General features: G+C 69.6%; 22 protein-coding genes. 9 read left to right on the top strand and 13 right to left on the bottom strand.

The window, feature by feature from the left end; genetic code table 11:
• Window positions 1-10 precede the first annotated feature (10 nt).
• From DFR39_RS01810 to DFR39_RS01800, 3 genes are all read right to left on the bottom strand, one after another.
• Complete coding sequence (locus tag DFR39_RS01810; protein ID WP_133601821.1) at window positions 11-1,126, bottom strand: ABC transporter substrate-binding protein; 1,116 nt, start codon at window positions 1,124-1,126, stop codon at window positions 11-13.
• Window positions 1,123-3,384: a putative bifunctional diguanylate cyclase/phosphodiesterase gene (locus DFR39_RS01805; protein WP_162849375.1), complete on the bottom strand. Its 2,262-nt coding sequence runs from the start codon at window positions 3,382-3,384 to the stop codon at window positions 1,123-1,125. The genes DFR39_RS01810 and DFR39_RS01805 overlap by 4 nt, the downstream gene beginning before the upstream one ends.
• A gap of 103 nt (window positions 3,385-3,487) precedes the next feature.
• Window positions 3,488-3,874 carry a Fur family transcriptional regulator gene (locus tag DFR39_RS01800; protein ID WP_133601819.1) on the bottom strand — a complete coding sequence of 129 codons (387 nt, stop codon included), beginning with the start codon at window positions 3,872-3,874 and terminating at the stop codon, window positions 3,488-3,490.
• A 228-nt stretch (window positions 3,875-4,102) separates the two neighbouring features.
• On the opposite strand from DFR39_RS01800, the gene DFR39_RS01795 reads away from it, so the two are divergent.
• Genes DFR39_RS01795 through DFR39_RS01780 form a run of 4 tightly spaced genes read left to right on the top strand, consistent with a single transcriptional unit; the run spans window position 4,103 to window position 8,278 of the window.
• A complete protein-coding gene (locus DFR39_RS01795) occupies window positions 4,103-5,413 on the top strand; it encodes a hypothetical protein (RefSeq protein WP_133601818.1) in 1,311 nt (436 codons plus the stop codon).
• A 35-nt stretch (window positions 5,414-5,448) separates the two neighbouring features.
• The gene (locus tag DFR39_RS01790; protein ID WP_133601817.1) at window positions 5,449-6,609 is read left to right on the top strand and encodes a hypothetical protein; all 1,161 of its coding nucleotides are present in this window, start codon (window positions 5,449-5,451) and stop codon (window positions 6,607-6,609) included.
• Window positions 6,590-7,516 (top strand): metal ABC transporter substrate-binding protein, encoded by a 927-nt coding sequence (locus DFR39_RS01785; RefSeq protein ID WP_133601816.1) that lies wholly within the window; start codon window positions 6,590-6,592, stop codon window positions 7,514-7,516. Before DFR39_RS01790 ends, DFR39_RS01785 begins: the two co-directional genes overlap by 20 nt.
• A gap of 3 nt (window positions 7,517-7,519) precedes the next feature.
• The gene (locus DFR39_RS01780) at window positions 7,520-8,278 is read left to right on the top strand and encodes a metal ABC transporter permease (RefSeq protein WP_133601815.1); all 759 of its coding nucleotides are present in this window, start codon (window positions 7,520-7,522) and stop codon (window positions 8,276-8,278) included.
• Here the strand turns inward: DFR39_RS01780 and ubiA are convergent.
• From ubiA to DFR39_RS19760, 4 genes are all read right to left on the bottom strand, one after another.
• Window positions 8,232-9,158 carry a 4-hydroxybenzoate octaprenyltransferase gene (gene ubiA / locus DFR39_RS01775; protein WP_246030643.1) on the bottom strand — a complete coding sequence of 309 codons (927 nt, stop codon included), beginning with the start codon at window positions 9,156-9,158 and terminating at the stop codon, window positions 8,232-8,234. The two genes, DFR39_RS01780 and ubiA, sit on opposite strands and share 47 nt — an antisense overlap.
• Before the next feature lie 44 nt (window positions 9,159-9,202).
• Window positions 9,203-9,538: a PspC domain-containing protein gene (locus DFR39_RS01770; RefSeq protein ID WP_133601813.1), complete on the bottom strand. Its 336-nt coding sequence runs from the start codon at window positions 9,536-9,538 to the stop codon at window positions 9,203-9,205.
• A 181-nt stretch (window positions 9,539-9,719) separates the two neighbouring features.
• Window positions 9,720-11,366, bottom strand: a complete 1,647-nt coding sequence (locus DFR39_RS01765) for a peptide chain release factor 3 (RefSeq protein WP_133601812.1) — start codon at window positions 11,364-11,366, stop codon at window positions 9,720-9,722.
• A 128-nt stretch (window positions 11,367-11,494) separates the two neighbouring features.
• Window positions 11,495-11,653, bottom strand: coding sequence for a hypothetical protein (locus tag DFR39_RS19760; protein ID WP_162849374.1), 159 nt, complete (start codon window positions 11,651-11,653; stop codon window positions 11,495-11,497).
• Between the two features lie 106 nt (window positions 11,654-11,759).
• On the opposite strand from DFR39_RS19760, the gene DFR39_RS01760 reads away from it, so the two are divergent.
• From DFR39_RS01760 to DFR39_RS01745, 4 genes are all read left to right on the top strand, one after another.
• Window positions 11,760-12,578 (top strand): P-loop NTPase family protein, encoded by an 819-nt coding sequence (locus DFR39_RS01760; protein ID WP_133601811.1) that lies wholly within the window; start codon window positions 11,760-11,762, stop codon window positions 12,576-12,578.
• A gap of 279 nt (window positions 12,579-12,857) precedes the next feature.
• Window positions 12,858-13,547 (top strand): DUF2306 domain-containing protein, encoded by a 690-nt coding sequence (locus tag DFR39_RS01755; protein WP_133601810.1) that lies wholly within the window; start codon window positions 12,858-12,860, stop codon window positions 13,545-13,547.
• Between the two features lie 146 nt (window positions 13,548-13,693).
• The gene (locus DFR39_RS01750; protein WP_133601809.1) at window positions 13,694-14,551 is read left to right on the top strand and encodes an alpha/beta fold hydrolase; all 858 of its coding nucleotides are present in this window, start codon (window positions 13,694-13,696) and stop codon (window positions 14,549-14,551) included.
• Between the two features lie 35 nt (window positions 14,552-14,586).
• Complete coding sequence (locus DFR39_RS01745) at window positions 14,587-15,108, top strand: GNAT family N-acetyltransferase (RefSeq protein WP_133601808.1); 522 nt, start codon at window positions 14,587-14,589, stop codon at window positions 15,106-15,108.
• Between the two features lie 36 nt (window positions 15,109-15,144).
• On the opposite strand, the gene DFR39_RS01740 is transcribed toward DFR39_RS01745, so the two are convergent.
• The 6 genes from DFR39_RS01740 to DFR39_RS01715 are packed head-to-tail and all read right to left on the bottom strand — an operon-like array spanning window position 15,145 to window position 21,195.
• Complete coding sequence (locus tag DFR39_RS01740) at window positions 15,145-15,954, bottom strand: PPK2 family polyphosphate kinase (RefSeq protein ID WP_246030681.1); 810 nt, start codon at window positions 15,952-15,954, stop codon at window positions 15,145-15,147.
• 49 nt (window positions 15,955-16,003) lie between these two features.
• The gene (locus DFR39_RS01735) at window positions 16,004-17,161 is read right to left on the bottom strand and encodes an ABC transporter permease (protein ID WP_133601806.1); all 1,158 of its coding nucleotides are present in this window, start codon (window positions 17,159-17,161) and stop codon (window positions 16,004-16,006) included.
• Window positions 17,158-18,318, bottom strand: a complete 1,161-nt coding sequence (locus tag DFR39_RS01730; protein WP_133601805.1) for an ABC transporter permease — start codon at window positions 18,316-18,318, stop codon at window positions 17,158-17,160. The genes DFR39_RS01735 and DFR39_RS01730 overlap by 4 nt, the downstream gene beginning before the upstream one ends.
• Window positions 18,315-19,292, bottom strand: coding sequence for an HlyD family secretion protein (locus tag DFR39_RS01725; protein WP_133601804.1), 978 nt, complete (start codon window positions 19,290-19,292; stop codon window positions 18,315-18,317). Before DFR39_RS01725 ends, DFR39_RS01730 begins: the two co-directional genes overlap by 4 nt.
• Window positions 19,293-19,298: 6 nt before the next feature.
• On the bottom strand, window positions 19,299-20,684 hold the full coding sequence (locus tag DFR39_RS01720; protein WP_246030642.1) for a TolC family protein: 1,386 nt from the start codon (window positions 20,682-20,684) through the stop codon (window positions 19,299-19,301).
• A gap of 4 nt (window positions 20,685-20,688) precedes the next feature.
• Window positions 20,689-21,195 (bottom strand): Dps family protein, encoded by a 507-nt coding sequence (locus tag DFR39_RS01715; protein ID WP_133601802.1) that lies wholly within the window; start codon window positions 21,193-21,195, stop codon window positions 20,689-20,691.
• 134 nt (window positions 21,196-21,329) lie between these two features.
• Between DFR39_RS01715 and DFR39_RS01710 the strand changes: the two genes are divergently transcribed.
• Complete coding sequence (locus DFR39_RS01710; RefSeq protein WP_211343766.1) at window positions 21,330-22,667, top strand: ferredoxin reductase family protein; 1,338 nt, start codon at window positions 21,330-21,332, stop codon at window positions 22,665-22,667.
• Window positions 22,668-22,785 lie beyond the last annotated feature (118 nt).

The following is a 22,785-nucleotide window of genomic DNA, read 5'->3' as shown; positions in this document are numbered from 1 at the left end:
GGGCCTGGCCTCAGTCGCGTACCTTGAAGCGCCCGTCGCGCACCTCGGCGATGCGCACGGCACGCAGGGTGTCGCCCATGCGGTCAAAGCGCCAGCTTTCCTGCAGGCCCGCATAGGGACCGCCCTCCTGCAGGGCCCGTTTCAGGGCCGTCCCACCCTGTCCAGAAGTGCGAGTCAGGGCATCCAGGGCCGCGCGGGCCGCATCGTAGGCGCCCACGGCGGCGAAGCCGGGTTCCTGCTTGAAGCGCTCGCGATAGCGGGCGGCGAAGCGAAGATAGTCGGGATTGCCGTTGTCGCGGTCGAAAAGCTGTGCGATGTACATGCCTTCCACGGCCTTGCCCCCCAGCTGTATGAGCGCCTCGGTGCCGGCCCAGGACGAGGCGCTGAAACGCGGCGTCAGGCCGCGGTTGCGGGCCGTCTGGATCAGACGCACCGTATCCACGGCACTGGCTACCACCATCAACGTGTCAACGCCCTGGCGCGGCAGCGCGTCCAGGGCGCGACCATAGCTGGCGTCATCGCCCGAGGTGAAGCTCTGCTCGGCCACGATCTGGGCCCCCAGTCGCCTCATGGCCTCGCCGTACTGCAGGGCCCAGTCCTGGCTGAAGGCGCGATTGCCCAGATCCAGCACGATGGCCACCTTGCGCGCCCCGGCCTGGTAATCGGCCTGGGCCATCTGATCCGAATAGCTCTTCACCGAGGGTGCGACCCGGAACAACATATCGTCCCGTCCGGCCAGGCTGGTGGCGGTGACGGTGGGGCTGACCGTAGGCAGCTGGGCCGTCTCGATATCGGGCAGCACGGCCTGAGCCATGGCGCTGGTCATGGGGCCGATCAACAGCTGCACATTCTTCTTCAGCAGATTCTGCAGGGCCAGCTTGGCGGTGGCCGGATCCTGGGCATCGTCCGCATACTCGACCAGCACCTGCCGTCCCCGGATGCCGCCCTGGGCATTGACCTCCTCCACGGCCAGCATCACGCCATTGCGACCGGCTTCACCCAGGTCGGCCACGCGGCCGCTCAAGCCACCCAGGTAGCCGATGTGCAAGGGGCCGCTCTCGCGGCTGCAAGCGCCCAGTGCGGCGGCCAAGCACAACACAAGCAAGGGGAGGGCACGGCGTCTCATCGCAGCTTCTCCATGCTCGGACGGACCTTGATCCACTCCAGCAGCTCGCTCAGCGGCATGGGTTTGGCGAACAGATAGCCCTGGGCCTCGTCGCAGCCCAGGGCTGCCAGCAGGCGCGCCTGCTCCGAGGTTTCCACGCCCTCGGCCAGCACCTTCATGCCGATCTGGCGGCCCAGGGGCAGCACCATCTCGGCGATCTGGGCGCTGCGCTCGCCGCTGCCCAGGCAGGAGACGAAGGCGCGATCAATCTTGAGCCGGTCGGCCGGCAGCTGGTGCAGATAGCTCAGCGAGGAGTAGCCGGTGCCGAAGTCATCGATCGCAATGCCCACGCCCATGGCCTTGAGCGAGGCCAGGATCTGCAGCACCTGCTGGGCACCGGCCATGGCCACCGATTCGGTGATCTCCAGCTCCAGCGCCTCGGCGCCCACCCCGGTCTGCGCCAGGGCCTGCTGCACCATGTCCACAAAGCCCGGCGCCTGGAACTGCATCACGGAGACATTGACCGCCATATGGAAGCCCTGCAGTCCGGCACGCCGCAGCTGGCCCACGGCCTGCAGGGCCGTGATCAGGGCCCAGCGACCGGTTTCGATGATCAGGCCCGAGCTTTCCGCCACGGGGATGAAGGCATCCGGCGAGACATGGCGGCCATCGGCCGTGCGCCAGCGCATCAGGGCCTCGAAGCCGATGATCTCGCCGCTGTGCAGCGACCACTGCGGCTGGTAAGCCATATAGAGCTGGCCCAGGCGCGGCGCCTCGGTGAAGGCCTGCAGCAGGCTCATGTGCTCGCGGGTGCTGGCCTCCAGCTCGGCCCCGTACCACAGCAGCTGGCCGGCCCCCTGGGCCTTGGCGCGCTTGAGGGCCAGGGAGGCGTTCTTCAGCAGCACCTCGCCCGTATCGCCGGGTCCGCTGGCCTGGGCCAGGCCCATGGAGGCGGTGATGCGCAGCGGCTTGCCTTCCAGCTCGAAGGGTTCGTCCGTCAGCGCCTTGAGCCGCCCCAGATCCAGGGCCGCGGCCGGGCACAGCAGGCCAAAGATGTCCGGCCCGATGCGGGCGAGAAAGCAGCTGCCACCCAGACGCTCGCTCAGGCGCCGGGCCATGGCGCACAGCAGTTGATCGCCATGGGCGTGGCCGAACATATCGTTGATCTCGCCGAAGCGGTCGATGTCGATCACGCCCACTACCCAGCCCACGGCCGAGTCCGCCGGGGAACGGACGTCGATCTTTTCCACCAGGGCGCTGCGGTTGGGTAGACCCACCAGGCGGTCGAAATAGGCCAGGCCATGCAGGCGTTCGGTGAGAAAGACCTTGGCCGCGCTCAGGTCCAGATGGCGGTGCAGCACCTGCAGCAGCTGCAGCTGCGCCGGCACCAGGGGGTTGTTGGAGCGGGCGTACATCAGCAGGCCCTGACCGCGCTCCAGCGCCACCCAGACGATGACGGCATCGGCCTCGACGACGATGGACTTGGACAGGGCACAGCGCTCAAGGTGGGGCAGGATCTGGTCGTCGCCCAGATCGCCCAGGGTCTTGCCCAGCTTGTCCTCGAAACCTTGGCCGGCCACCAGCACCCGGGCTTGCGCCAGGGTTTCCGGCATATCTCTGGCCAGCGCCACGAAGCCGCTGAGCTCGGCGCGAAAGGGCTTCTGCAGCTCTTCGATCAGGGCTGCCGCGTAGTCGCTGATGCCCTGCTTGTCCAGGAGCGCGCTGCTGACGTCCAGGGTCTCATGCAGAAAGCGTTGCTGCTCGGCGGTGCGGCGCAGCTGGTCATAGGTGCGTATGGCCGTGAACAGGGCCACGAAGAGCTTGCTCCGCGTGAGCTCGCTCTTGGTGCGGTAGTCGTTGATGTCGAAATGCACCACGGTCTGCTCGTCCGGCGCATAGCCGGGCTGACCGGTGCGCAGGATGATGCGCGCATCACGCATGGCCAGGTCCTGGCGTATGGTGCCCACAATGTCCAGGCCGGCGGTGACGGTTTCCATCACCACGTCCAGCAGCACCACCGCCACATCCTGCTCGCGCTTGAGCATCTCCAGGGCCTCGGCCCCCGAGTGGGCGTGCAGCAGCAGCAGGGGACGGTCCAGGATGATGACGCCGCGCAGGCCGAAGTCGGTGGCCTCATGAACCTCGGGATCGTCGTCAACGACCAGCACCTTCCACGGCGGCTGCTTGGAGACGGCCGCAGGCGCGGAATCGTCATCGTCCACCAGCAGCAACATGTCGTCGGCTGCAGCGGGCGCGGCGATTTGACCTGGATGGTTCATGGGCTTGCAAACGAACTCCGGGCATCCAGCATACCGCTGCCGCCGCTGTTTTCGCCCGCGGATTTGCGCGCAGGTCGGGTCGAGGCGGCGACCCCGGGCCGCTTCAGGGCGCGGGTCGGCAGTCGGGGCAGCGCCCGTAGAGCGTGAGTTCGTGGTCTTCGACGCTGAACCCGGCCGGGGCCAGCCGAGCCAGATTGCCCGGGCAGGCATGAATGTCGAACACCCGCTGGCACTGCCGGCACAGGAAGTGATGGTGGTGGCCATGCACCGCCTCGTAGCGCGGGTTCTCGCCCGGCAGCTGCACCACCTGCAGCTCCGCACCCTCCACCAGGCTCTTGAGATTGCGGTAGACCGTGGCCAGGGACAGGCCCGGCACCTCCAGCTGAGCCAGCTCCAGGATCTCCTGGGCCAGCAGGGGGCGGCCGGCCTGATCCACGGTGGCACGGATGGCGGTGCGCTGGCGGGTTGAGCGCTGCGGGGCTTGTTCCATGGCGGCAGTGTAGCCAGCACGCCCAGGCCGCCGGCCCGGACTCGGGGCTTGTTTGTGTAAATGCAAATGCATTATCATTAATAAATGCCTGCCACCCTGCCAGCCCAGCCTCCGTTTGCCGGGGGAGGTCCGTCGGCTTGCCTGTCGAGCCGGCGGGCCGGATCCGCCTAGCGGCTGCCCGGCGCCCGGTCGCGCGCCCACCGTCTTCAACACACAAGGACAGAAACCATGAATGCTTCAGTGCAGCTGCGCCCCTGGGCGCTCAGCCTTCTTGCCACGGCCCTGCTGGCCGCCTGCGGCGGCGGCGTGGACGAGCCCGAGAAGGATGACAAGCACGACGCCGTGACCATCGCCACCGCGGGCCGACTGGCCCTGGCCGAGCAGGGCAGCAAGACCCTGCGCCTGCACGATCTGGACAGTGCCACGGCCGCGGTCGAGGCCAGCTACACCCTGGAGCATGAGCCCGCGGCCCTCTACACCAGCCCGCGTGGCCGTTACGCCCTGGTCGTGCAGCGCCTGCAGGACCAGGTGCAGATCCTGGACGGCGGCATCTGGCAGGAAGACCATGGCGACCATCTGCACGACTACAAGCAGGGCAGCCGCGCCTTGGCCTGGAAGATCACCGGCCCGCGCCCGACCCACTACGACGTGCAAGCCGGCAAGCAGGCTGCCTTCTTCATGGACGGCAATGCCACGGCCTCGCCGGTGCAGAACGCCGGCGTGCGCCTCTTCACGGACGCCTCGATTGCCGCCGGCGCCCTGGTGGCCAGCACCGATCTGGCCGCGCCCATTCACGGCCTGGGCGAGCCGGTGGATGACAAGCTGCTGCTGGTGAGTCGTGCCGCCGATGCGCCCGACTCCCTGCCCACCCATCTGAACCTGCATCTGCGCAATGGCAGCGGCTACACCTTTGTGCGCCAGGTCGCCACGCGCTGCAACGGCATGCATGGCAGCTTCAGCAGCGGCGCCTACACCGTGGCCGGCTGCCTGGACGGCATGCTGCTGGTGCAGCACACCGGCGCCACCACGGTGGACGATGGCCGCAAGCTGAGCACGCCGCTGCGCGTGGGCACCATCGCCGGCCATCCCCGTCTGCCGGGCCAGTTCATCGGCATTGCCACCGAGGGCGCCGCGCCCGCGCCGGTCACCACCCGCTTTTATGCGGTGGATGGCGAGCGCGCCAGCGTCAGCGACTTCGTGCCCGAGGGCTGGAGCACGGGCCGGTTGCGCCGCGCCCATGGTTTTGACCGCAGCGGCCAGCGCTTCTTTGTGCTGGACGATCAGGGCAGCCTGGTCGTCAGCGAGCGCCGCAACGGCGCCTGGGCGCCCCTGGCCCGCGTGAGTGGCGCCATTCCAGCTATGCCCAAGGCTGCACCCTGGCCCGTGTTGGTGGCCAATGGCGCGGTGGACGAGCTCTACCTGAGCGACCCCGTGGCCAAGCAGCTGGTGGTGCTGGACAGCAAGACCGGCGCCGTCAAGGCCCGCCGCGATCTGGGCTATGTGCCCACCGTGATCACCTGGCTGGGCATCAACCGTTGAACCAGAAAGCCGCTCCCATGAAGCACGCATCACCCATGTCCCTCCTCAAGATGGCCGCGACCCTGCTGGCCCTGTCTGCCGCCGCGGCTCAGGCCCAGGCGCCGGCCAAGCCCGCCAGCCAGGCCTGGCAGTTTGGCGCCGTGCTGGACCTGACGCACACCAGCCGGCCCCTGGCCCTGGGCGGGCGCGACCAGGGCCTGCAGCTGGGCCATAGCGACCTCACCGCCAGCGGCCCGCTGGGCCCCTGGCTGCGCGCCCAGGCCACGGCCACCGTGGCCACGCATGAAGGCAAGCTGGAAAAGGGCATGGAGGAGTTCTGGCTGGAAACCACCCGCCTGCCCGCGGGCCTGCAGCTGCGTGCCGGCCGCTTTGCCTCCCAGATTGGCTACCTCAACCAGCAGCACCCGCATGCCGACGACTTTGTGGAGCGCCCCCTGCTCTACCGCGCCTTCTACGGCGGGCACTGGAATGACGATGGTCTGCGCCTGAACATCACCCTGCCCACCAGCTTCTACTGGATGGTGGGGGCCGAGGTCTTCCGCGGTCGCAAGCTGGTGGCCGAGGCCGCGCCGGGCAGCCCCAGCGGCCTGGGCGTCAGCACCCTCAGCACCAAGCTGGGCGCCGACCTCAACCGTCACCACAGCTGGCAGCTGGGTCTGTCCCACATCCACAACCGCCGCGAGGCCGCCGTGGAGGATGAGGACCATGAACACGAGCACGGCGATGAAGCGCACGAGCACCACCACCACCATCACCATCACGGTGCTCAGTTCAGCGGCCGCAAGACCTGGCTGCTGGACGGCACCTGGAAATGGGCGCCCGGCGGCAACAACCGCGAGCAGCAGCTGCGCCTGGGCTTCGAGGCTGCGCGCATCACCGGCCTGAACCGCTTTGCCCGCGGCAGCGACAAGCACGAGGCCAATGCTCTGAGCGCGGTCTGGCGCTTCAATCCCAGCTGGGAAGTCGGCGTGCGCAGCGACTGGCTGCGCGCCCGCCAGCCCCATGGCGATCACTTCCACAGCGTGTTGCTGCGCGAGCAAAGCCTGATGCTGGCCTGGAAGCCCACGCATATGCAGGCCCTGCGCCTGCAGTACGCCCGCCAGAGCGATGCGCATGAGGTGGAAAACCCCTCGCGTGGCAGCTGGCAGCTGCAGTACGTGATGGCCTTTGGAGCCCATGGTGCGCACAGCTTCTGAACCCCGCCGCACGCGCCCCTGGGCGCGCCTGCTGGGGGCTGGCCTGCTGCTGGGCCTAGCCCTGCCGGTGCGCGCGCTCACCGTGTTTGCCTGCGAGCCCGAGTGGGCCGCCCTGACCCGGGTGCTGGCGCCCCAGGCCAAGCTGCATGTGGCCACCCATGCCGGCCAGGACCCGCATCACATCGAGGCCCGGCCCAGCCTGATCGCCCAGCTGCGCGCGGCCGATCTGGCAGTCTGCACCGGGGCGGGTCTGGAGTCGGGCTGGCTGCCCATGCTGCGCCAGCGCGCTGGGCGCGAGCCGGTGCTGTTCGAAGCCAGTGACTATGTGGCCCTGATCGATGCCCAGCCCGGCGCCCGCGCCACGCCCTGGAGCGGCGATGTGCATGCCGAGGGCAACCCCCACATCCACACCGACCCGCGTCGCCTGCTGGAGGTGGCCGCCGGCCTGGCCGAGCAGCTGCAGGCCCTGCTGCCCGCCGCGGAGCGCCCGGCGGTGGCCCAGCGCCTGGCGGCCTTCCAGCAGGACTGGCGCGGCCGCATCGCCGCCTGGGAGCGCCAGGCCGCGCCGCTGCGCGGCCGCGCCGTGGCGGCCCAGCACAGCAGCTTTGGCTATCTCTTCGCCTGGCTGGGCCTGCGCCCGGTGGCCGATCTGGAGCCCAAGCCCGGCATGGCGCCCACGCCCGGCCACCTGCAGCAGCTGCTGGAGCGCCTGCGCGGCCAGCCGCCCGCGGCCGTGGTGATCAGCAGCTACCAGGACCCGCGCCCGGGGCGCTGGCTCAGTGGCCAGCTGGGCGGCACGCCCCTCTTGGTGTTGCCCGCCACCGTGGCCGAGGACGCCGCCGCGCCCGAGCTGGCGCAGTGGATGGACGGCCTGCTGCAGAAGCTGCTGGCGCCGGCCGGCCGCTGAGTCATGAACTCGATCAGCGAACTCTGGTTCCTGGCGCCCGCGGCCGCCCTGGCCCTGGGCCTGCTGGCCCTGGCGCCCCTGGGCGAGCAGGTGCTGCGCCGCGGCGTGGTCTTCATCGACCTGGCCGTGGCCCAGGCGGCGGCGGCCGCGGCCCTGGCCGCCGCCGCCCTGGTGGACCATCCCGGCTGGTGGCAGACCCAGGCCGCGGCCGCGGCCGGCGCCCTGCTCAGTGCCGGCCTGGTGGCCGCGCTGGCGCGGCGCTGGCCGGCCCAGCGCGAGGCCCTGATCGGCCTGCTCTATGTGGCCGCCGCCTGCGCAGCCCTGCTGGCCGCGCGCCTGGATCCGCATGGGCGTGAGCGCCTGGCCGAGCTGCTGGCGGCCGATGTGCTGTGGGCGGGTTGGTTCCAGGTGGGCGTGCTGGCCGTGGCCGCGGCCGCCGTCTTGCTGCTGCGCCCCTGGCTGGCGCACAACGCGCTCTTCTTTCCGCTCTTCGCCGGGGTGGCCAGCCTGGCCGTGCCGGTGCTGGGCCTCTTCGTGGTCTTTGCCGCCCTGATCGCACCGGCCCTGTGGCGGCGCGCCGGGCATGGCTGGGCCCTGGCCCTGGGCGGTGCCCTCGCGGCCGTGGGACTGGGTCTGGCTGTTTCCTGGGGCCTGGATGCGCCCAGCGGTGCCTGCGTGGCCCTGGGCCTGGCGCTCTTTGGTGCGGCGGCGGCTTTCAGCCCTGCAGGCTCAGGTCCAGAACCGTCGCCACGAACAGGGTGAAGCCCAGCCAGTGGTTCTCGCGGAAGGCGCGGAAGCAGCCCTCCCGCGTGCGGTCCTTGATCAGGCGGTAATGCCAGACCACCTGGGCCGCCGCCACGGCGATGCCCAGCAGGAAGACCCGGCCCAGGCCCAGCTGCAGGCCCAGGGCCGCCCAGCTGGCCAGGAAGAGGGCGTAAAAGCCCATCACGCCGGCCACATCCCAGCGTCCCAGGGTCAGTGCCGAGGTCTTGATGCCGATCTTGATATCGTCATCGCGGTCCACCATGGCGTACTCGGTGTCGTAGGCCAGCACCCAGAACAGGTTGGAGATCAGCAGGGCCCAGGCCGCCAGCGGTACGGCGCCGCGCAGGGCCTGCCAGCTCCAGTCATTGCTGCCCAGGGTCGCGGCAAAGGCCATGGGAATACCGAAGCTGAAGGCCACGCCCAGCACCGCCTGGGGCATGGCCACCACGCGCTTGGCATAGGGGTAGGCAATGGCCACCAGCAAGGCCGCGAAGGACAGGGCGATGGTGGGCGCATTGGTGGTCAGCACCAGCAGGAAGGCCAGCAGGGCCAGGGTGGCGCCCAGCAGCAGGGCTTCCTTGACCGACACCGCGCCGCTGGTGACCGGGCGCTGGGCGGTGCGCTTCACATGGCGGTCGAAATCACGATCGGCCACATCGTTGACGCAGCAGCCGGCCGAGCGCATCAGGATGGTGCCCAGCGTGAACACGATCAGCAGATGCCAGCCCGGCCATCCGTCCGCCGCGATCCACAGCGCACTGAGCGTGGGCCAGAGCAGCAGCAACCAGCCCGCGGGACGGTTCCAGCGGATCAGGTCCAGGTAGAGGGACAGGCGGTTGCGGCCGGTGGCCGCCGGGGACAGGGGCTCGGAATTCACGCCCGCCATTGTGTCAGCAGCGGCAGCGATTGCGGCCCGGCGGCTCACTCCTGGGGCACGAAGATCCAGAGCAGCAGATAGATCAGGGCGCCCGTGCCGGCGAACAGCAGGGCCAGGGCGAAGAGCAGGCGCACCGCCCAGGCCTCCAGGCCGGTGAAACGGGCCAGGCCGCCACAGACGCCGCCCAGCCAGCGATCGTCGCGGCTGCGGCGCAGGCGGTTCAGGGCCAGTCCCTGGCCCAGGCCATCGGGGTTGTCCCCGGCCTTGCCGCTGCCATGCCCTTCCAGCACCCGCGCCTTGGCACGCGCAAACTCCTCGTCGCTCAGGGCGCCGCGCTGATGCAGATCGGCCAGACGGCCCAGTTCTTCGCTATCGGACATGTCGTGCTCCCGAGGGGAGTGGATTGAACACAGGCGCAAGCCTACGCTGCACGACCAACCTCGGCCAGTTGGGAGCGACGAAACGCCGCTGCAGTGGTACAGACTTGCGCAGCGCCGGACAGTCCGTCAACACGCGGCACGCGCAAGAAAACGCCACCGGGTCGTTTGGCTGCTTGAGCAATCAGCCGTCGATCTTCTGCTGGAACACCAGACCCGCGTGCTCGCGCAGGGCGTGGAACTTGATCTTGGGCCAGTTCTCCTGCATGGCGCGCAGCTCGCCGGCGTACTCCAGCAGCACGGTGGGCGCGTTCACCGCGTCCCAGGCCACGCGGTGGGCGTTGTGGTCGATGAAGCGGCGCAGCTCCTTCTCGCCGCCGTCCGCATCGTCGCAGGTGACCCAGCGGGCCACGTTGTAGCGCGCCGCGGTGATGCGGGCCTTGACGCCGTACTCATGCTCCAGGCGGTGGGCCACCACCTCGAACTGCAGCTGGCCCACGGCGCCCAGCAGCAGTACAGAGCCGGCCTCGGGGCGGAAGACCTGGATCGCGCCTTCCTCGCCCAGCTGGCGCAGGCCCTCGCGCAGCTGCTTGGTCTTGAGCGGGTCGGCAACTTCCACGCTGCGGAACATTTCCGGTGCGAAGAAGGGCAGGCCGGTGAACTGCAGGGCCTCGCCCTCGGTGATGGTGTCGCCCAGCTGCAGCACGCCGTGGTTGGGGATGCCGATGATGTCGCCGGCAAAGGCCTCGTCCAGCAGCTCGCGGCGCTGCGAGAGGAAGCTCACCACCGTGTTGGGCCGCAGCTCCTTGCCGCTGCGCACCACCTTCAGCCGCATGCCGCGCTCGAAGTGGCCCGAGGCCACGCGCAGGAAGGCAATGCGGTCGCGGTGGGCCGGGTCCATATTGGCCTGGATCTTGAAGACCACGCCGCTGAACTTGGGCTCCTCGGGCTTGACCACGCGCTGCATGGCGGCGCGCTCGGCCGGGGCCGGGGCCAGCTCCACCAGGGCGTCCAGCACCTCCTGCACGCCGAAGTTGTTGACCGCCGAGCCGAAGAACATGGGCGTTTGCTTGCCACCCAGGAAGTCGTCCAGCTCGAAGGCCGGCGCGGCTTCGCGCACCAGCTCGATCTCGCCCTGGGCGTTTTCATACTGCATGCCGAAGCGCTCGGCATAGGCCGGGTTGTCCAGGCCTTCCAGCACTTCTTCGGTGCCGGCCACGCGGTCCTCGCCGGGCGAGAACACGCGCATGCGCTCTTGGCGCAGGTCCATCACGCCATGGAAATGCTTGCCCATGCCCACCGGCCAGGTGAAGGGCACGACGGTCATGCCCAGCTCCTGCTCGATCTCGTCCATCAGGGCCAGCGGGTCTTTCACCTCGCGGTCCATCTTGTTGACGAAGGTGAGGATGGGCGTGTTGCGCGCGCGGCAGACCTGCAGCAGGCGGCGGGTCTGCGGCTCCACGCCGTTGGCCGCGTCGATCACCATCAGGGCCGCGTCCACCGCGGTCAGCACGCGGTAGGTGTCTTCCGAGAAGTCCTGGTGGCCCGGGGTGTCCAGCAGATTGATCACGCAGTCGCGGTACTCCATCTGCATCACCGAGGAGGCCACCGAGATGCCGCGCTGCTTTTCGATCTCCATCCAGTCCGAGGTCGCATGGCGCGAGGCCTTGCGCGCCTTGACCGAGCCGGCGATCTGGATCGCGCCCGAGAACAGCAGCAGCTTCTCGGTCAGCGTGGTCTTGCCCGCGTCAGGGTGGGAAATGATGGCGAAGGTGCGGCGGCGGCGGACTTCGCTGTCGATGCGCGAGGCGATGGGACTGTCGGCGGACATGGGAGGGGCTCAGGCAGGGCCAGCCGCGCGGGCCGTGCTCCACAAGGGAGGCGGCGCGCGCGCAGACAAGCGGGTGATACGGGCAAGTCCGGGATTATCGCAGCCGGCCCGCAGCCGCCCTCAGGCGCTCAAGCTCCGCCGGTTTGCCCCTGAGCAGCCTTCTGCTGCTCCAGCAGCGCTTGCTTGCGCTTGCGGCCCTTGTCGTAATGCCACTTGATCGCGAAGTACATGCCCGTTCCAAAGACCAGGATCTTGAACGTGAAGAGGGCGATGGGAATCCAAGCCATGGGTGCTGAGCTTTCAGACGTTTGCTGAAGAATCGGGGCGGCGGACAGGCGCCGGCCTGAAGTCTAAAGCCCAGGCCCGGCCTCGCGCCTTCCTACACTGCGGGCGATGAAGACCGTCATCCTTGGCAATAGCGGCAGCGGCAAGACCTGGCTCGCGGAACGACTCTCCAAATTTCACTCGGTGCCCGTGGTGCACTTGGACAGTAAGCTGCATCCCTTGCGTCAAGCCCTCAAGCCTCACATGTGCCGACCCGACATCCGCCGCCTATTCCTCGTGCTCAGTGTGACCGCCATGTGGCGACCGGGGTTGGCTGCTGCTGCCGATGCCGCCTCGGCGCCCGCTGCAAACACCGTCCATGCCAGCGTCGCAGCCTATGTGAAGGCGGCCGCAGGTGGGCGTGAGCCGGATGCACCGTGGCTCTCGACCGAGGAGGGCTCGCCGGCGCTGCGGCGCGTTTTTGGCGTGGCCCTGGGCCTGGGCGAAGGCCGGCGGCAGGCGAGGGTCTTTGTGCTGGAACGGCAGGCTGGTGGTGGTCTGCGGGAGCTGGCGCGCTCCAAGCTCTTCGATTTCTTTGACGCCAGCGGCCGGACCGACTTCGAGATCGTCGAGGCCCAGTCCGAGCGGCGCTTCTCGCTGCAGATCAACGCCCGGTCGGCTTGCGGCGTCCACGTCACGATCTACCGCTTTGCGCAGCTCGATGCTGGCGACTGGGTGCTGTCCGGCATGGACGCCCGCACGCCGCGCTGCGGCCGCACGGGCGAGCTGGAAACGGCGAGTACCCGCTCGACCAACTTCCTCACGGGCAAGCGCATCGACCAGGCTTACCGCCATGACAAGCCCGGCAAGCCCAGCACCCGCCAGCTGACTTTCCCGCCCTTTCCGCTGGCCGAGTTTGAACCGTTTGACAGCCGGCACGAGCCCTGAAGAAACTACTGCTGGTGGCGGTGGCCAGACACTTCGGGCTGCTGATCTACCCAGGGGGATCCAATCTGGGCTTGGCCGAGCCGTGAAACTTGCGGATGTCCTGGCCTGAATGACTGGCTTGCAGCGCTGCAGCACGCCATCGCACAGACCGCCGGCGCCCCGGCTGCAGCCTGTCCCTCCCTTTATGCAGTCCGTCGTGTGGTCGCCGCGCCATCGACATCTCGTCCCTAGCATGCGGCAGCGCTGCATGTGGCGGCGCACAAGAGGGTGTCTCGACCGATGATCGAACTGAACGCTTTGTCCTGGGCGCATCTGCTGACCGGAACCTTGGCCGTGTGCAGCGGCTTCACGGCCTTGCTCGCCCCCAAGGGGCGGCGCGTGCATCGCCTGGCTGGGTGCCTCTTTGTGCCCAGCATGGTGCTGATGGCGCTCAGCGGCAGCCTCATGGCGCTGCTCAAGCCCATGCCCATCGCGTCCATGGCCGGCCTGGCGACGCTCTACCTGGTGCTGAGTGCCTGGCTCACGGTTCACCCCAGGGGGCAGAACCCGCGCTGGATTCGGCTGCTGTGCCTGGCCGCCGCGGCCATTGCCCTGGCTTGTATGGCCCTGGGGCTGATGAGGACGGGGACACAGGCGGTGCCCTACTACTTCTTTGGCGTATTGGTGGCCTTGGCGGGCGCCCTGGACCTGCGCCAGCTGATCAAGGGGCCAGCACAGGGCCGACACCGTCTGGCGCGGCACCTGTGGCGCATGTGCCTGGCCCTGTTCATTGCCGCCGGCTCCTTGTTCACCGGCCCGGGCGCGGTGATCTTCCCGGCCGCCTGGCGCAATTCGGGCTGGATGTCCCTGCCCGAGAACCTGACGTTGCTGATCATGCTTGCCTGGCTGCTGGGCTTGGCCTGGGCGGGGTTGCGCCAGCGGCGGCGCCGTCAGGTCGGGCCGAGCGTCACCCCGGTGGGTCAGCGCTGATCGGCCCGGCAGCGTCTGCCCGAGCCGCGCAATTCGCAGATTGCGATGGGTCTTGGAGTCGTCCGGCAGGGACGCCCGCCTTTGCCTGGACGCGAGTCGCTCGCTTGCATAAAACCGTCGCAGTCTTGGCTTAGGCTCACGCGGTCATGACGGAAAGAGCTGGTGCATCGTCGCTGAATGAGCTGCGGCTTAGGGCCGGTGGGCGCTATCTGCCGCTGCGTGCGGGCCTGACGCATATCGTTGACGAGGGCGGCGAGGATCAGCCGACCGTCCTGCTCTTGCATGGCGCGACCGTACCGAACTGGGAGTTCGACCGGCTGGTGCCGCATCTGCGCGCGGCAGGCCTGCGCATCGTGCGCTTCGACTTTCTGGGCCACGGACTCTCGGATCGCCCCGCGGTGGCCTACGACTTCGGCCTGTTTCTCGACCAGGCCCTGGAGGTGCTTGATGGCCTTCGCGTCAGTCGCCCCTTGACCCTGCTGGGTCACTCCTTTGGCGCAGCCATTGCCGCCGCGCTCGCGCATCAGCGCCCGGCAAGCGTAGGGCGGCTGGTGCTGGTCGCGCCCCTGCTGGACTTCATGGCGAGTTCCCTTTGGCCCAGGGCTTTTGGATTACTGGGGCTGGGCCGCCCCCTGATGCGCTGGATCGGCCTGCCCACACTGGAGCGTCGTCGCGAGCGCCGCTACGCGGCCATCGGCGCGCATGACCTGACCCCGCGCTTCATCGCTGAGGCTCGTGCACCCGGCTATGCCGAGGCGCTGGCTTCCATGTTTGCGAGGCGCACGCTCGGCAATCAAGGCGCTCACTACCGGCGTCTGCAACCGCTTGGCCTCGAAACCCTGGTCATCGCGGGCGCCGCGGATCGCGTGGTCCCTTTGCACGACGTGACTCGCGTCCGAGCCTTGCTGCCACGGCACCGCTATCTGGAGATAGCGGGCGCCGAACACAATCTGCTGCTGACCCATCCCGAGCCGGTGGCCAGGGCCCTGACTACCGGGGTTTAGACTTGGCTGCGTTGCTGGATGGCATTGGAGGCCGCATGAGAATTCGAGAAGCACATGCCTCGGAGGCCCAGGCGATTGGCGCCTTGCATCGGACTGCTTTCGGGGATGAGGGCGCGGAGGTGTCTGCGCTGGCTCTGGCGCTGATGGCGGATGCGTCCGCCCGACCTCTGTTGGTGCTCATCGCCGAGTCCGACATGGGCATGCTTGGAAACGTCATCTTCAGCGCGGTCCATGTTCCTGGCCTGACGTCGGGCCCCTGCTACATACTGGCGCCCCTGGCCGTCGCTCTGACGATGCAGGGGCAGGGCATAGGGAGCCGGCTGGTTGAGGCAGGTATCGCGGCGCTGAAGGCGCGCGGTTGTGAACTGCTCTTCGTTCTGGGTGACCCCCGCTACTACAGCAGGTTTGGTTTCAGTGCTGCACATCATGTGCGTGCTCCATTTGACCTGCCGTACCCGGACGCTTGGATGTGTCTGTCTTTGGGCCAGGTGGCCATCGCTGCGGTGCAAGGTCAGCTGCGGTGTGCCGACACGCTCAATCAGCCCCAGCACTGGTGAACGTGCGATGGCGCAGGGCAGGGAGTCTCGGCCCGACTACTCGACCTTGACGCCCATCAGCGCCGGATCACCCGTGGGGTAGCGCAGGTCCAGCCCCAGCAGCGTCTGCTTGAGCCGCTGCGCAATCATCAGATTGCGATGGGTTTTGGAGTCGGCCGGCACGATATGCCAGGGCGCCCAGGGCGTGGCGGTGGCGGCGATGGCGCGCTCGTAGGCCGCCTGGTACTCGTCCCAGCGCTTGCGGGTCTCCAGGTCCGAGGGCTGGAACTTCCAGTGCTTGGCGGGGTCGTCCACGCGCTCTTGCAGGCGCTGGCGCTGCTCTTCCTTGGAGATGTGCAGCATGAACTTGAGGATCACGGTGCCGGTCTCGGCCAGCATGCGCTCGAAGTCGCGGATATGGGCATAGCGCTGGGCGGTCTGGCGGGCATCGATCCAGCCTTCCACCACGGGCACCAGCACATCTTCGTAGTGGCTGCGGTTGAAGACCATGATCTCGCCCGCGCCCGGCATCTGGCGGTGGATGCGCCAGAGGTAGTCATGATCGCGCTCCTCGGCGCTGGGCGCCTTCCAGCCCACGGTGTGCACGCCCAGGGGGCTCATGCGCCCGAACACGCCGCGCAGGGTGCCGTCCTTGCCGCTGGTGTCCATGCCCTGCAACACCACCAGCAGCTTGTAGCGCCGGTCGGCGTAGAAGAGGTTTTGCAGCGCATCCAGCTCCTGGGCCAGGGTCTCCACCGCGGCCTTGTCCTCGGCCTTGCCAATGCCATTGCCGCAGGGCTTGGCGGCGGGGTCGTAGGCGCCCAGGCTGAAGCTGCTGCGCGCGCGCGTGATCACGTAGTGGCTCAGGGGCGGCTTGCGGCGGGGGCGGGGTCGGACTGCGCTGTCGGGGCTGTTGTCACTGGGCAATTGACCACTCCTTGTGTGCGGGGTGACGCTGACGGTGCGCGATGGCCCAAGCCGCCAGCAGGCTGTAGCCCAGGGCCTGCAGGGCCATGGACAGCAGCTGGGGCTGCACCGCCTGCAAGGGCGCGTCCATCTGGTTCAGGCGCAGCAGAGCCTGGATGCCGGTGACGGCGGGCAGGGCCTCACCCAGCCACCACAGCGGCAGCGGCAGGGCCTCGCGCGGCCAGGAGAAGCCGGCCAGAAAGGCCATGGGCAGGGAGGTGGCCAGCATCAGGGCCATGGCGCGTTCGCGGTCGGCCAGCAGGGCACCCAGGGCCATGCCGGCGGCGCAGCTGGCCCAGACCAGCAGGGCCAGGGCCAGGGCGCTGCCGGCGGGGTTGCCGCCATGGGCGTAGCCAAAGAAGGGAAAGATCAGCGCATAGAACCAGGCCGCGCTCAGCCCGCCCAGGGCGGCCAGGGCCGTCAGGCGTGCGCTCCACAGGCTCAGGCTCTGCGCAGGGGCGGGGCGCTCGAAGCGCTGGCCCACCCACATGGCCACGCCGATCAGCAGCAGCTGCTGGATGATGAGCACGGCCACCGCCGGCACCACGGCGCTGCCATAGCCCTCGTGCGGGTTGTACAGGGCCGCCAGCTCCACATTCAGCGGGCTGCGGCTGGCCTGGGCCTGGCGGGGCGACTGGCCACCGGCCTGCAGCTGGCGCAGCTCGATGCCGGCGGACACCGTGCCCAGTACCTCGGCAAAGCCCTGCAGCACGATCTTGTTGGGCAGAAAGTAGGCGCCATCGGCCAGTACCGGCACGACCTGACCCCGGCCCAGGCCCGCCTCGCGCTTGAGCCCGGCGGGCAGCAAGGCGTAGCCGCGGATCTCGCCCGCCGCCAGAGCCGCGCGGGCCGCGCCCTCATCGGCGGTGAGCAGGCGCAGCTCCAGGCGCGGACTGGCTTGCACAAAGCGCTGGACTTGGCGCGAAAGCGCGCTGTGGTCCTGGTCCACCAGGGCCACCGGCACGCGCTGCAGCTGCTCGCTGCTGTAGGGCCAGGGATAGAAGAAGGAGTAGATCAGGGGCGCGATCAGCAGCATCAGCAGCACGCCGGCATCGCCCAGCACGGCGCGCCAGGTGGCGAGAAGCTCACGCAGCCAGCTTCTGCTCATCGCCGGCCCCAGGCGCGCGGATCGGCGGCCGCCGCCGGCAAGCGCCAGGCGCCCAGGGCCAGCAGGGCCAGGCTGGCGGCGGCCAGCAGGCTCATCAGGGGCAGGGCGCGCGTGGCGGGCCAGCCCTGCTGCAACAGGCCCACCTGGGCCTGCATTACCCAGGTCAGGGGCAGGGCCTCGGCCCAGAGCCGGGCGCCCTCGGGCATGGCCATCAGGGGGAAGCCTATGCCCGAGAAGGCAAAGGCCGGCGCGGTGATGAAGCCCGCGGCCGAAAGCGCCAGGCGCAGCGAGCGGGCCAGCAGGGCCGCGGCCGCGCCCAGGGCCAGATACAGCGCCAGCATCAGCCCGTGCAGGGCCAACAGGGCCGGGCCCTGATGCAGCAGACCCTGATGTGCCAGGGCCAGCAGGATCAGCAGGTCCACCGCCAGCAGCAGCAGCCAGGCGGGCGCCAGCTTGCCCAGCAGGGCCGGCCAGGCCTGGCCCCGGGTCTGGGCCAGCCAGGCGCTCACCGTGGCCTCGCGCAGCTCGCGGCCCACGCTCCAGGCGCCGGCCACCATGGCCAGCAGATGCAGCAGGGCCGGCATCAGGGCCGTGGCCAGGAACTGCTGGTAGTTGAGCCCGGGGTTGTAGGCCGAGCCCAGGCCGGCCCGCAGCGGCTCGAAGCCACCGGCCGCCGCCAGGGCGGGCTGGCCGCGCTTCTCGCGCGCCAGGATCTCGATGCCGGCCGAGAGCGTGCCCACCACATTGCGCACATCCTTCTGGATCAGGCCCGAGTGGGTGCTGAACTGGGCGTTGTGCACCAGGCTCAGCTGGGCGGCGCGGCCGCTCTTGAGCTCGCGGGCCATGCCTTGGGGAATCACGAGCAGGGCATAGACCCGCCCGGCGCGCAGGGCCGCGCGGGCCTGCGCCTCATCGCTGGCGGGCTCGGCCAAGCGCAGACCCGGGGCCGCGTCCAGCATGCGCTGCAGCTGGCGCGAGAGTCCGCTGTGGTCCTGGTCCAGCACGGCGATGGGCAGCCGCGTGGCCTGGCCGGCCGCAAAGCTCCAGAGCATGAGCAGGCCCAGGGCCAGGGGAAAGAGGCTGATCAGCAGCAGGTCCAGGGGCGAGGCGCGCAGGCGTGCCCATTCGCGCCGCCAGCTGCCCATCCAGGCGCTCATTCCACAATCACGCTCATGCCCGGCCGCGCGCCGGCCACGGGCTGCAGGGGCCGGGCCTTGACCTCGAAGGTGCGCAGGTCATAGCCCTGGTTGCCGCGGGTGGCACGCCAGGTGGCGAAGTCGGGCAGCACCTGGCTGGCCACCACCTTGAAGCGCTGCGGCCCCAGGGCCGGCAGGGCGGGCAGGCGGGCGCTGAATTCCTGGCCCACGGCATAGCGGGCCAGCTGGTCCTCGCGCACATTGAACAGGGCCCACTGGTTCTGCAGGTCCACCACCGTGACCACGGGCACGCCCGCGGGCGAGAGCTCGCCCACCTTGGCCAGCACCTTGGCCACTTCGCCGGCCACGGGGGACTTGAGCTGGGTTTCGGCGCGGGCGGCTTCCACCTCCTGCACCAGGCCCGCCACCTGGCGCGCCTGGGCCGCGGCCGCCAGCTGGTCCTCGGCACGGGCGCCGGCCAGGGCCATGTCCCACTGGGCCTTGGCGGCCTCGGCCTGGCGTTCGCTGGCGCGCCAGTTGGTCTCGGCCTCGTCGCGTTTCTGGGCGGCAATCAGGCCATCCTTGAACAGGCTGTCCACCCGCTCGAAGCTCTTGCGCGCCAGATCGGCCCCGGCGCGGGCGCGCTCGTAGCTGGCCTGGGCTATGCGGATCTCTTGGGGGCGGGCGCCGTTACGCGCCTTCAGGGCCACGGCCGAGGCGGCGGCCTCGGCGTTGCTGGCCTGGGCCAGCTTGGCTTGCACCTCGGGCGAGTCGATGCGCAGCAGCAGGGCACCGGCGGCGATGGTCTGACCTTCCTGCACCACCACCTCGGCAATACGGCCGGTGAGCTTGGGCGCGATATCGGTTTCCTGAGCTTCCATCATGCCCTGCAGCGGTGCTTGCGCCGGGCCATGGCCGGCGTTCCAAAGCGCATAGACGCCCAGGGCTGCGAGCAGCAGCACGGCGGCGGGGATCAGGGCCTTCTTGGCATTCATCTCGGATCACTCCAGACGCAGGTCGGCGCGGGCCAGGTACTCGCCCAGCCGCCCGATCTGACCGCTGGCCGCGAGCAGCTGGGTCAGGGACATCAGATAGTCGTAGGCCAGCTGGGCGCGCTCGGTGCGCAGCTTGGCCAGATTGAGTTCGGCGTCGATCAGCTCCAGGGCCGTGCCGCTGCCCTGGCGCAGGGCCGCCTGGCGCAGGCGCAGCAGCTCCTGGCCCAGCGCTTCCTGCGCGGCCATGGCCTGGTAGCGCTCACGCGCGGCTTCGGTGGCGCGCCATTGCTGCTCAACCAGCAGGGCGATATCGCTGCGCGCCTGGGCATCGCTGGCCTGGGCCTGGGCGATCTGGCGCGCATGGCCGCGCTCCAGGGCCTGGTGGTCCAGCGAGTCCCAGAGATTGATGCGCAGGCCGACGCCCGCCACCCAGTCGCCGCGCTCGCCGATCTGGCGCTGGCCAAAGGCGAAGAGCTGGGGCCGGTTGATGGCCTTGCTGGCCTCGCGCAGCTGCTCGGCCTGGCTCTTCTTGGCCGCGACCTTGGCCAGGCCGGGGTGCTGTTGCAGGGCCTGCTGGATGAAGTCGCCCAGCGGCGCCAGGGGCTGGCTGGACAGGGCCAGGGGGCTGCTGGGACGCACGCCCCCGGGCAGGCGCAGGCTGTGGGCCAGGGCGCTGGCGGCCAGCTCGGCATCGCTGCGGGCCTTGCGGGCCTGCTGGCGCGCGTCCGCCAGCGCGGCCTGGGCCTGCAGGCGTTCCAGCGGCGAGGCCAGACCGGCCTTGAGCAGCTTCTCGGCCGCCGCATCGTGCTGGGCAATGGTGTCGGCCGCGGCCTCGCGCAGGGCGGCGGCACGGGCGGCCAGCTGAGTCAGGAAATAGCGCTGGGCCAGCTGGGCCAGGGCTTCCTCCTCGCTGGCCCCCAGGTCGGCGCGGGCTTCCTGACCCTGGGCCTGGACCAGGCCTCGGGCCGCATCGGCGGCGCCGCCCATATAGATGGGCCAGATGCCGCTGAGCATGGCCAGCTGGCCGCTCTTGCTGCGCTCCAGGGTGTAGCTGTGCGGCAGCTGGGGCAGGGGCGGCAGGATGGCGCCGATGCTGGGCGGCAGCAGATTGCCCAGGACCTGGTCCAGCCGCGACTTGAGCGGGTCCAGGTCCAGATCCAGGCTGGCCTGGTAGCGGTAGGCCGCGGCCAGCACGCTGACGCTGGGGCCGCCCAAATGGCGTATGCCCTCGGCCTGGGCCTCGCGCTGTTCCAGCTGGGCCCGGGCGGCGGCCAGACGGTCGGAGCCCTGGCGCAGCTGGGCGGCGGCCTCGTCCCAGCTCAGCGAGACGGGCTGAGCCAGGGCCGGGGCCAGGCTCAGCGCCCCGAGCAGACTGATCAGGAGTCGATGCAAGCGCTCAGTCTTCCAGCAGGCTGCGCAGCATCCAGGCGGTCTGCTCATGCACCGTCAGGCGCTGGGTGAGCAGATCGGCGCTGGGCTCGTCGCTGGCCTTGTCCACCAGGGGGAAGAGGCTGCGCGCGGTGCGGGCCGCGCCCTCATGGCCCTCCATCAGGATGCGCACCATCTCCAGAGCCTTGGGCGGCTCGGTCGGGGCGTCCGGCAGGGAGCTAAGCTTGGCGAACTGGGCGTAGGAGCCCGGCGCGGCATGGCCCAGGGAGCGGATGCGCTCGGCGATGGGGTCCACCGCGTTCCAGAGCTCGGTGTACTGGGCCATGAACATCGCGTGCAGCGAGTTGAACATGGGGCCGGTCACGTTCCAGTGGAAGTTGTGGGTGGTGAGGTAGAGGGTGTAGGTGTCGGCCAGCAGCTTGGACAGGCCAAGCGCAATGGCGCCGCGGTCCTTGTCGCTGATGCCGATATTGATGGCCGGACCCGGGGTCGCGGCAGCCTTCTTCTTGCTCATGACGTACCTCATAGTGAGTCGGATGCTCAGCTGCGACTATAGGCCGTCGAGGGGCTTGGCAGGCGCTCTGGCAAGATCGTGCCAGGGCTTGCCCTGGCAACACGATGGGGAGCGGAATGAAGACGGCAACGAGCTTGGCGATCCTGATCCTGCTGCTGGCGGGCCTGCTGGGTCTGCCGGCCTGGCCCGATCAGGGCTCGGCGGCGCTGCAGCGCTGGACGTTGTATCTGGATGGCCTGTACCTGAGCGGCTATATGGCCGTGGGCCTGATGTCCCTGTCCATGGTGCTGGCCATGCGCTGGCCGCGCCTGGAGCGCCGTCTTGGGGGGCTGGATCGCGCCTATCAGCTGCACAAGCAGCTGGCCCTGTGGGGCTTGGGCCTCGCCGCGGGACATTACCTGCTGCGAGAGCTGGTCAAGGCCCTGCGTCGCGCCGGCCTGATGCTCAAGCCGCAGGACGCGCCGGCCGGTGCCCTGGAGTGGTTGCGGCCCCTGCACGGCTCGGCCAAGGAACTGGGCGAATGGGCCCTGTACCTGGTCGCGGTGCTGGTGCTGCTGGCTCTGTGGCGGCGCCTGCCCTACCGCTGGTTTGCCCTGGCGCATCGCCTGATGCCGCTGGCCTATCTGGCCATGGTCTATCACAGCCTGGTGTTCCTGCCCCGGGGCTATTGGCAGGGCATGGGCCTGTGGGGCGCGGGCCTCTTGCTGGGCCTGATGCTGCTGGGCAGCGTGGCGGCCCTGATTTCATTGGCAGGGCGTGTGGGCCGTGGCCGTCGCCACGAAGGGCGGCTGATCGAGGTCAGGCAGCAGCCGCTGCAGGTGCTGGAGTTGCGGCTCAAGCTGGCGCCGGGCTGGCCCGGCCACGAGAGCGGGCAGTTCGGCCTGCTGACCCTGGACAGCCGTGAGGGTGCCCATCCCTTCACCATTGCCTCCAGCTGGAAGGGGGATGGCGAGCTGATCTTCGCCATCAAGGCCTTGGGTGACTACACCCGGCGTCTGCCCCAGCTGGTGCGGCCGGGCGACCGGGCCTGGGTGGAGGGACCGTATGGCCGCTTTGTGTTTGCCGATGGCCGGCCGCGCCAGATCTGGGTGGGCGGCGGCATCGGCATGACGCCTTTTGTGGCGCGGCTGCAGGAGCTGGCGCAGGAGCGTTCACAGGCCCAGGGTGCCGAGGGCGCTCCGCAGAGCGCGCACGCGGTGGACCTGTTCTATTGCACGCGCCAGGGCGATCCCGACATCACCCAGGGGCTGCGCGAGCTGGCGGCGGCCGCGGGTGTGAGCCTGCATGTGATCGAGGCGGCCACCCAGGGCCAGCTCAGCGCGCAGCGCCTCATGGACAGCGTGCCGCAGTGGCGCGAGGCCAGTGTGTGGTTCTGCGGGCCGGCAGCTTTTGGCGATGCCTTGCGCCAGGGCCTGACGGCGGCGGGGCTGGCCGCCAGCGACTTCCACCAGGAAGCCTTTCACTTCCGCTGAGCCCGGGCCACCCGGCTCAGACCTGGCTGTGACGCATCCAGCTGATCAGATAGTCCGCATTGAGGCTGGCGCCGGCCAGCACCAGGGCCAGGCCCAGCAGTCGGCGGCAGGTCTTGGG

Source organism: Roseateles asaccharophilus, assembly GCF_004362405.1.
Classification (GTDB): domain Bacteria; phylum Pseudomonadota; class Gammaproteobacteria; order Burkholderiales; family Burkholderiaceae_C; genus Kinneretia; species Kinneretia asaccharophila.
Note: the sequence above shows the minus strand (reverse complement) of the source record. Positions and strands in the feature narration are given on the sequence as shown.

Coding starts and splice junctions, on each gene's coding strand:
- DFR39_RS01725 (WP_133601804.1), bottom strand. CDS start 19,292: ATGAATGCCAAGAAGGCCCTGATCCCCGCCGCCGTGCTGCTGCTCGCA.
- DFR39_RS01770 (WP_133601813.1), bottom strand. CDS start 9,538: ATGTCCGATAGCGAAGAACTGGGCCGTCTGGCCGATCTGCATCAGCGC.
- DFR39_RS01790 (WP_133601817.1), top strand. CDS start 5,449: ATGTCCCTCCTCAAGATGGCCGCGACCCTGCTGGCCCTGTCTGCCGCC.
- DFR39_RS01765 (WP_133601812.1), bottom strand. CDS start 11,366: ATGTCCGCCGACAGTCCCATCGCCTCGCGCATCGACAGCGAAGTCCGC.
- DFR39_RS01800 (WP_133601819.1), bottom strand. CDS start 3,874: ATGGAACAAGCCCCGCAGCGCTCAACCCGCCAGCGCACCGCCATCCGT.
- DFR39_RS01795 (WP_133601818.1), top strand. CDS start 4,103: ATGAATGCTTCAGTGCAGCTGCGCCCCTGGGCGCTCAGCCTTCTTGCC.
- DFR39_RS01755 (WP_133601810.1), top strand. CDS start 12,858: ATGATCGAACTGAACGCTTTGTCCTGGGCGCATCTGCTGACCGGAACC.
- DFR39_RS01760 (WP_133601811.1), top strand. CDS start 11,760: ATGAAGACCGTCATCCTTGGCAATAGCGGCAGCGGCAAGACCTGGCTC.
- DFR39_RS19760 (WP_162849374.1), bottom strand. CDS start 11,653: ATGGCTTGGATTCCCATCGCCCTCTTCACGTTCAAGATCCTGGTCTTT.
- DFR39_RS01730 (WP_133601805.1), bottom strand. CDS start 18,318: ATGAGCGCCTGGATGGGCAGCTGGCGGCGCGAATGGGCACGCCTGCGC.
- DFR39_RS01735 (WP_133601806.1), bottom strand. CDS start 17,161: ATGAGCAGAAGCTGGCTGCGTGAGCTTCTCGCCACCTGGCGCGCCGTG.
- DFR39_RS01745 (WP_133601808.1), top strand. CDS start 14,587: ATGAGAATTCGAGAAGCACATGCCTCGGAGGCCCAGGCGATTGGCGCC.
- DFR39_RS01805 (WP_162849375.1), bottom strand. CDS start 3,384: ATGAACCATCCAGGTCAAATCGCCGCGCCCGCTGCAGCCGACGACATG.
- DFR39_RS01780 (WP_133601815.1), top strand. CDS start 7,520: ATGAACTCGATCAGCGAACTCTGGTTCCTGGCGCCCGCGGCCGCCCTG.
- DFR39_RS01715 (WP_133601802.1), bottom strand. CDS start 21,195: ATGAGCAAGAAGAAGGCTGCCGCGACCCCGGGTCCGGCCATCAATATC.
- DFR39_RS01810 (WP_133601821.1), bottom strand. CDS start 1,126: ATGAGACGCCGTGCCCTCCCCTTGCTTGTGTTGTGCTTGGCCGCCGCA.
- DFR39_RS01750 (WP_133601809.1), top strand. CDS start 13,694: ATGACGGAAAGAGCTGGTGCATCGTCGCTGAATGAGCTGCGGCTTAGG.
- DFR39_RS01785 (WP_133601816.1), top strand. CDS start 6,590: ATGGTGCGCACAGCTTCTGAACCCCGCCGCACGCGCCCCTGGGCGCGC.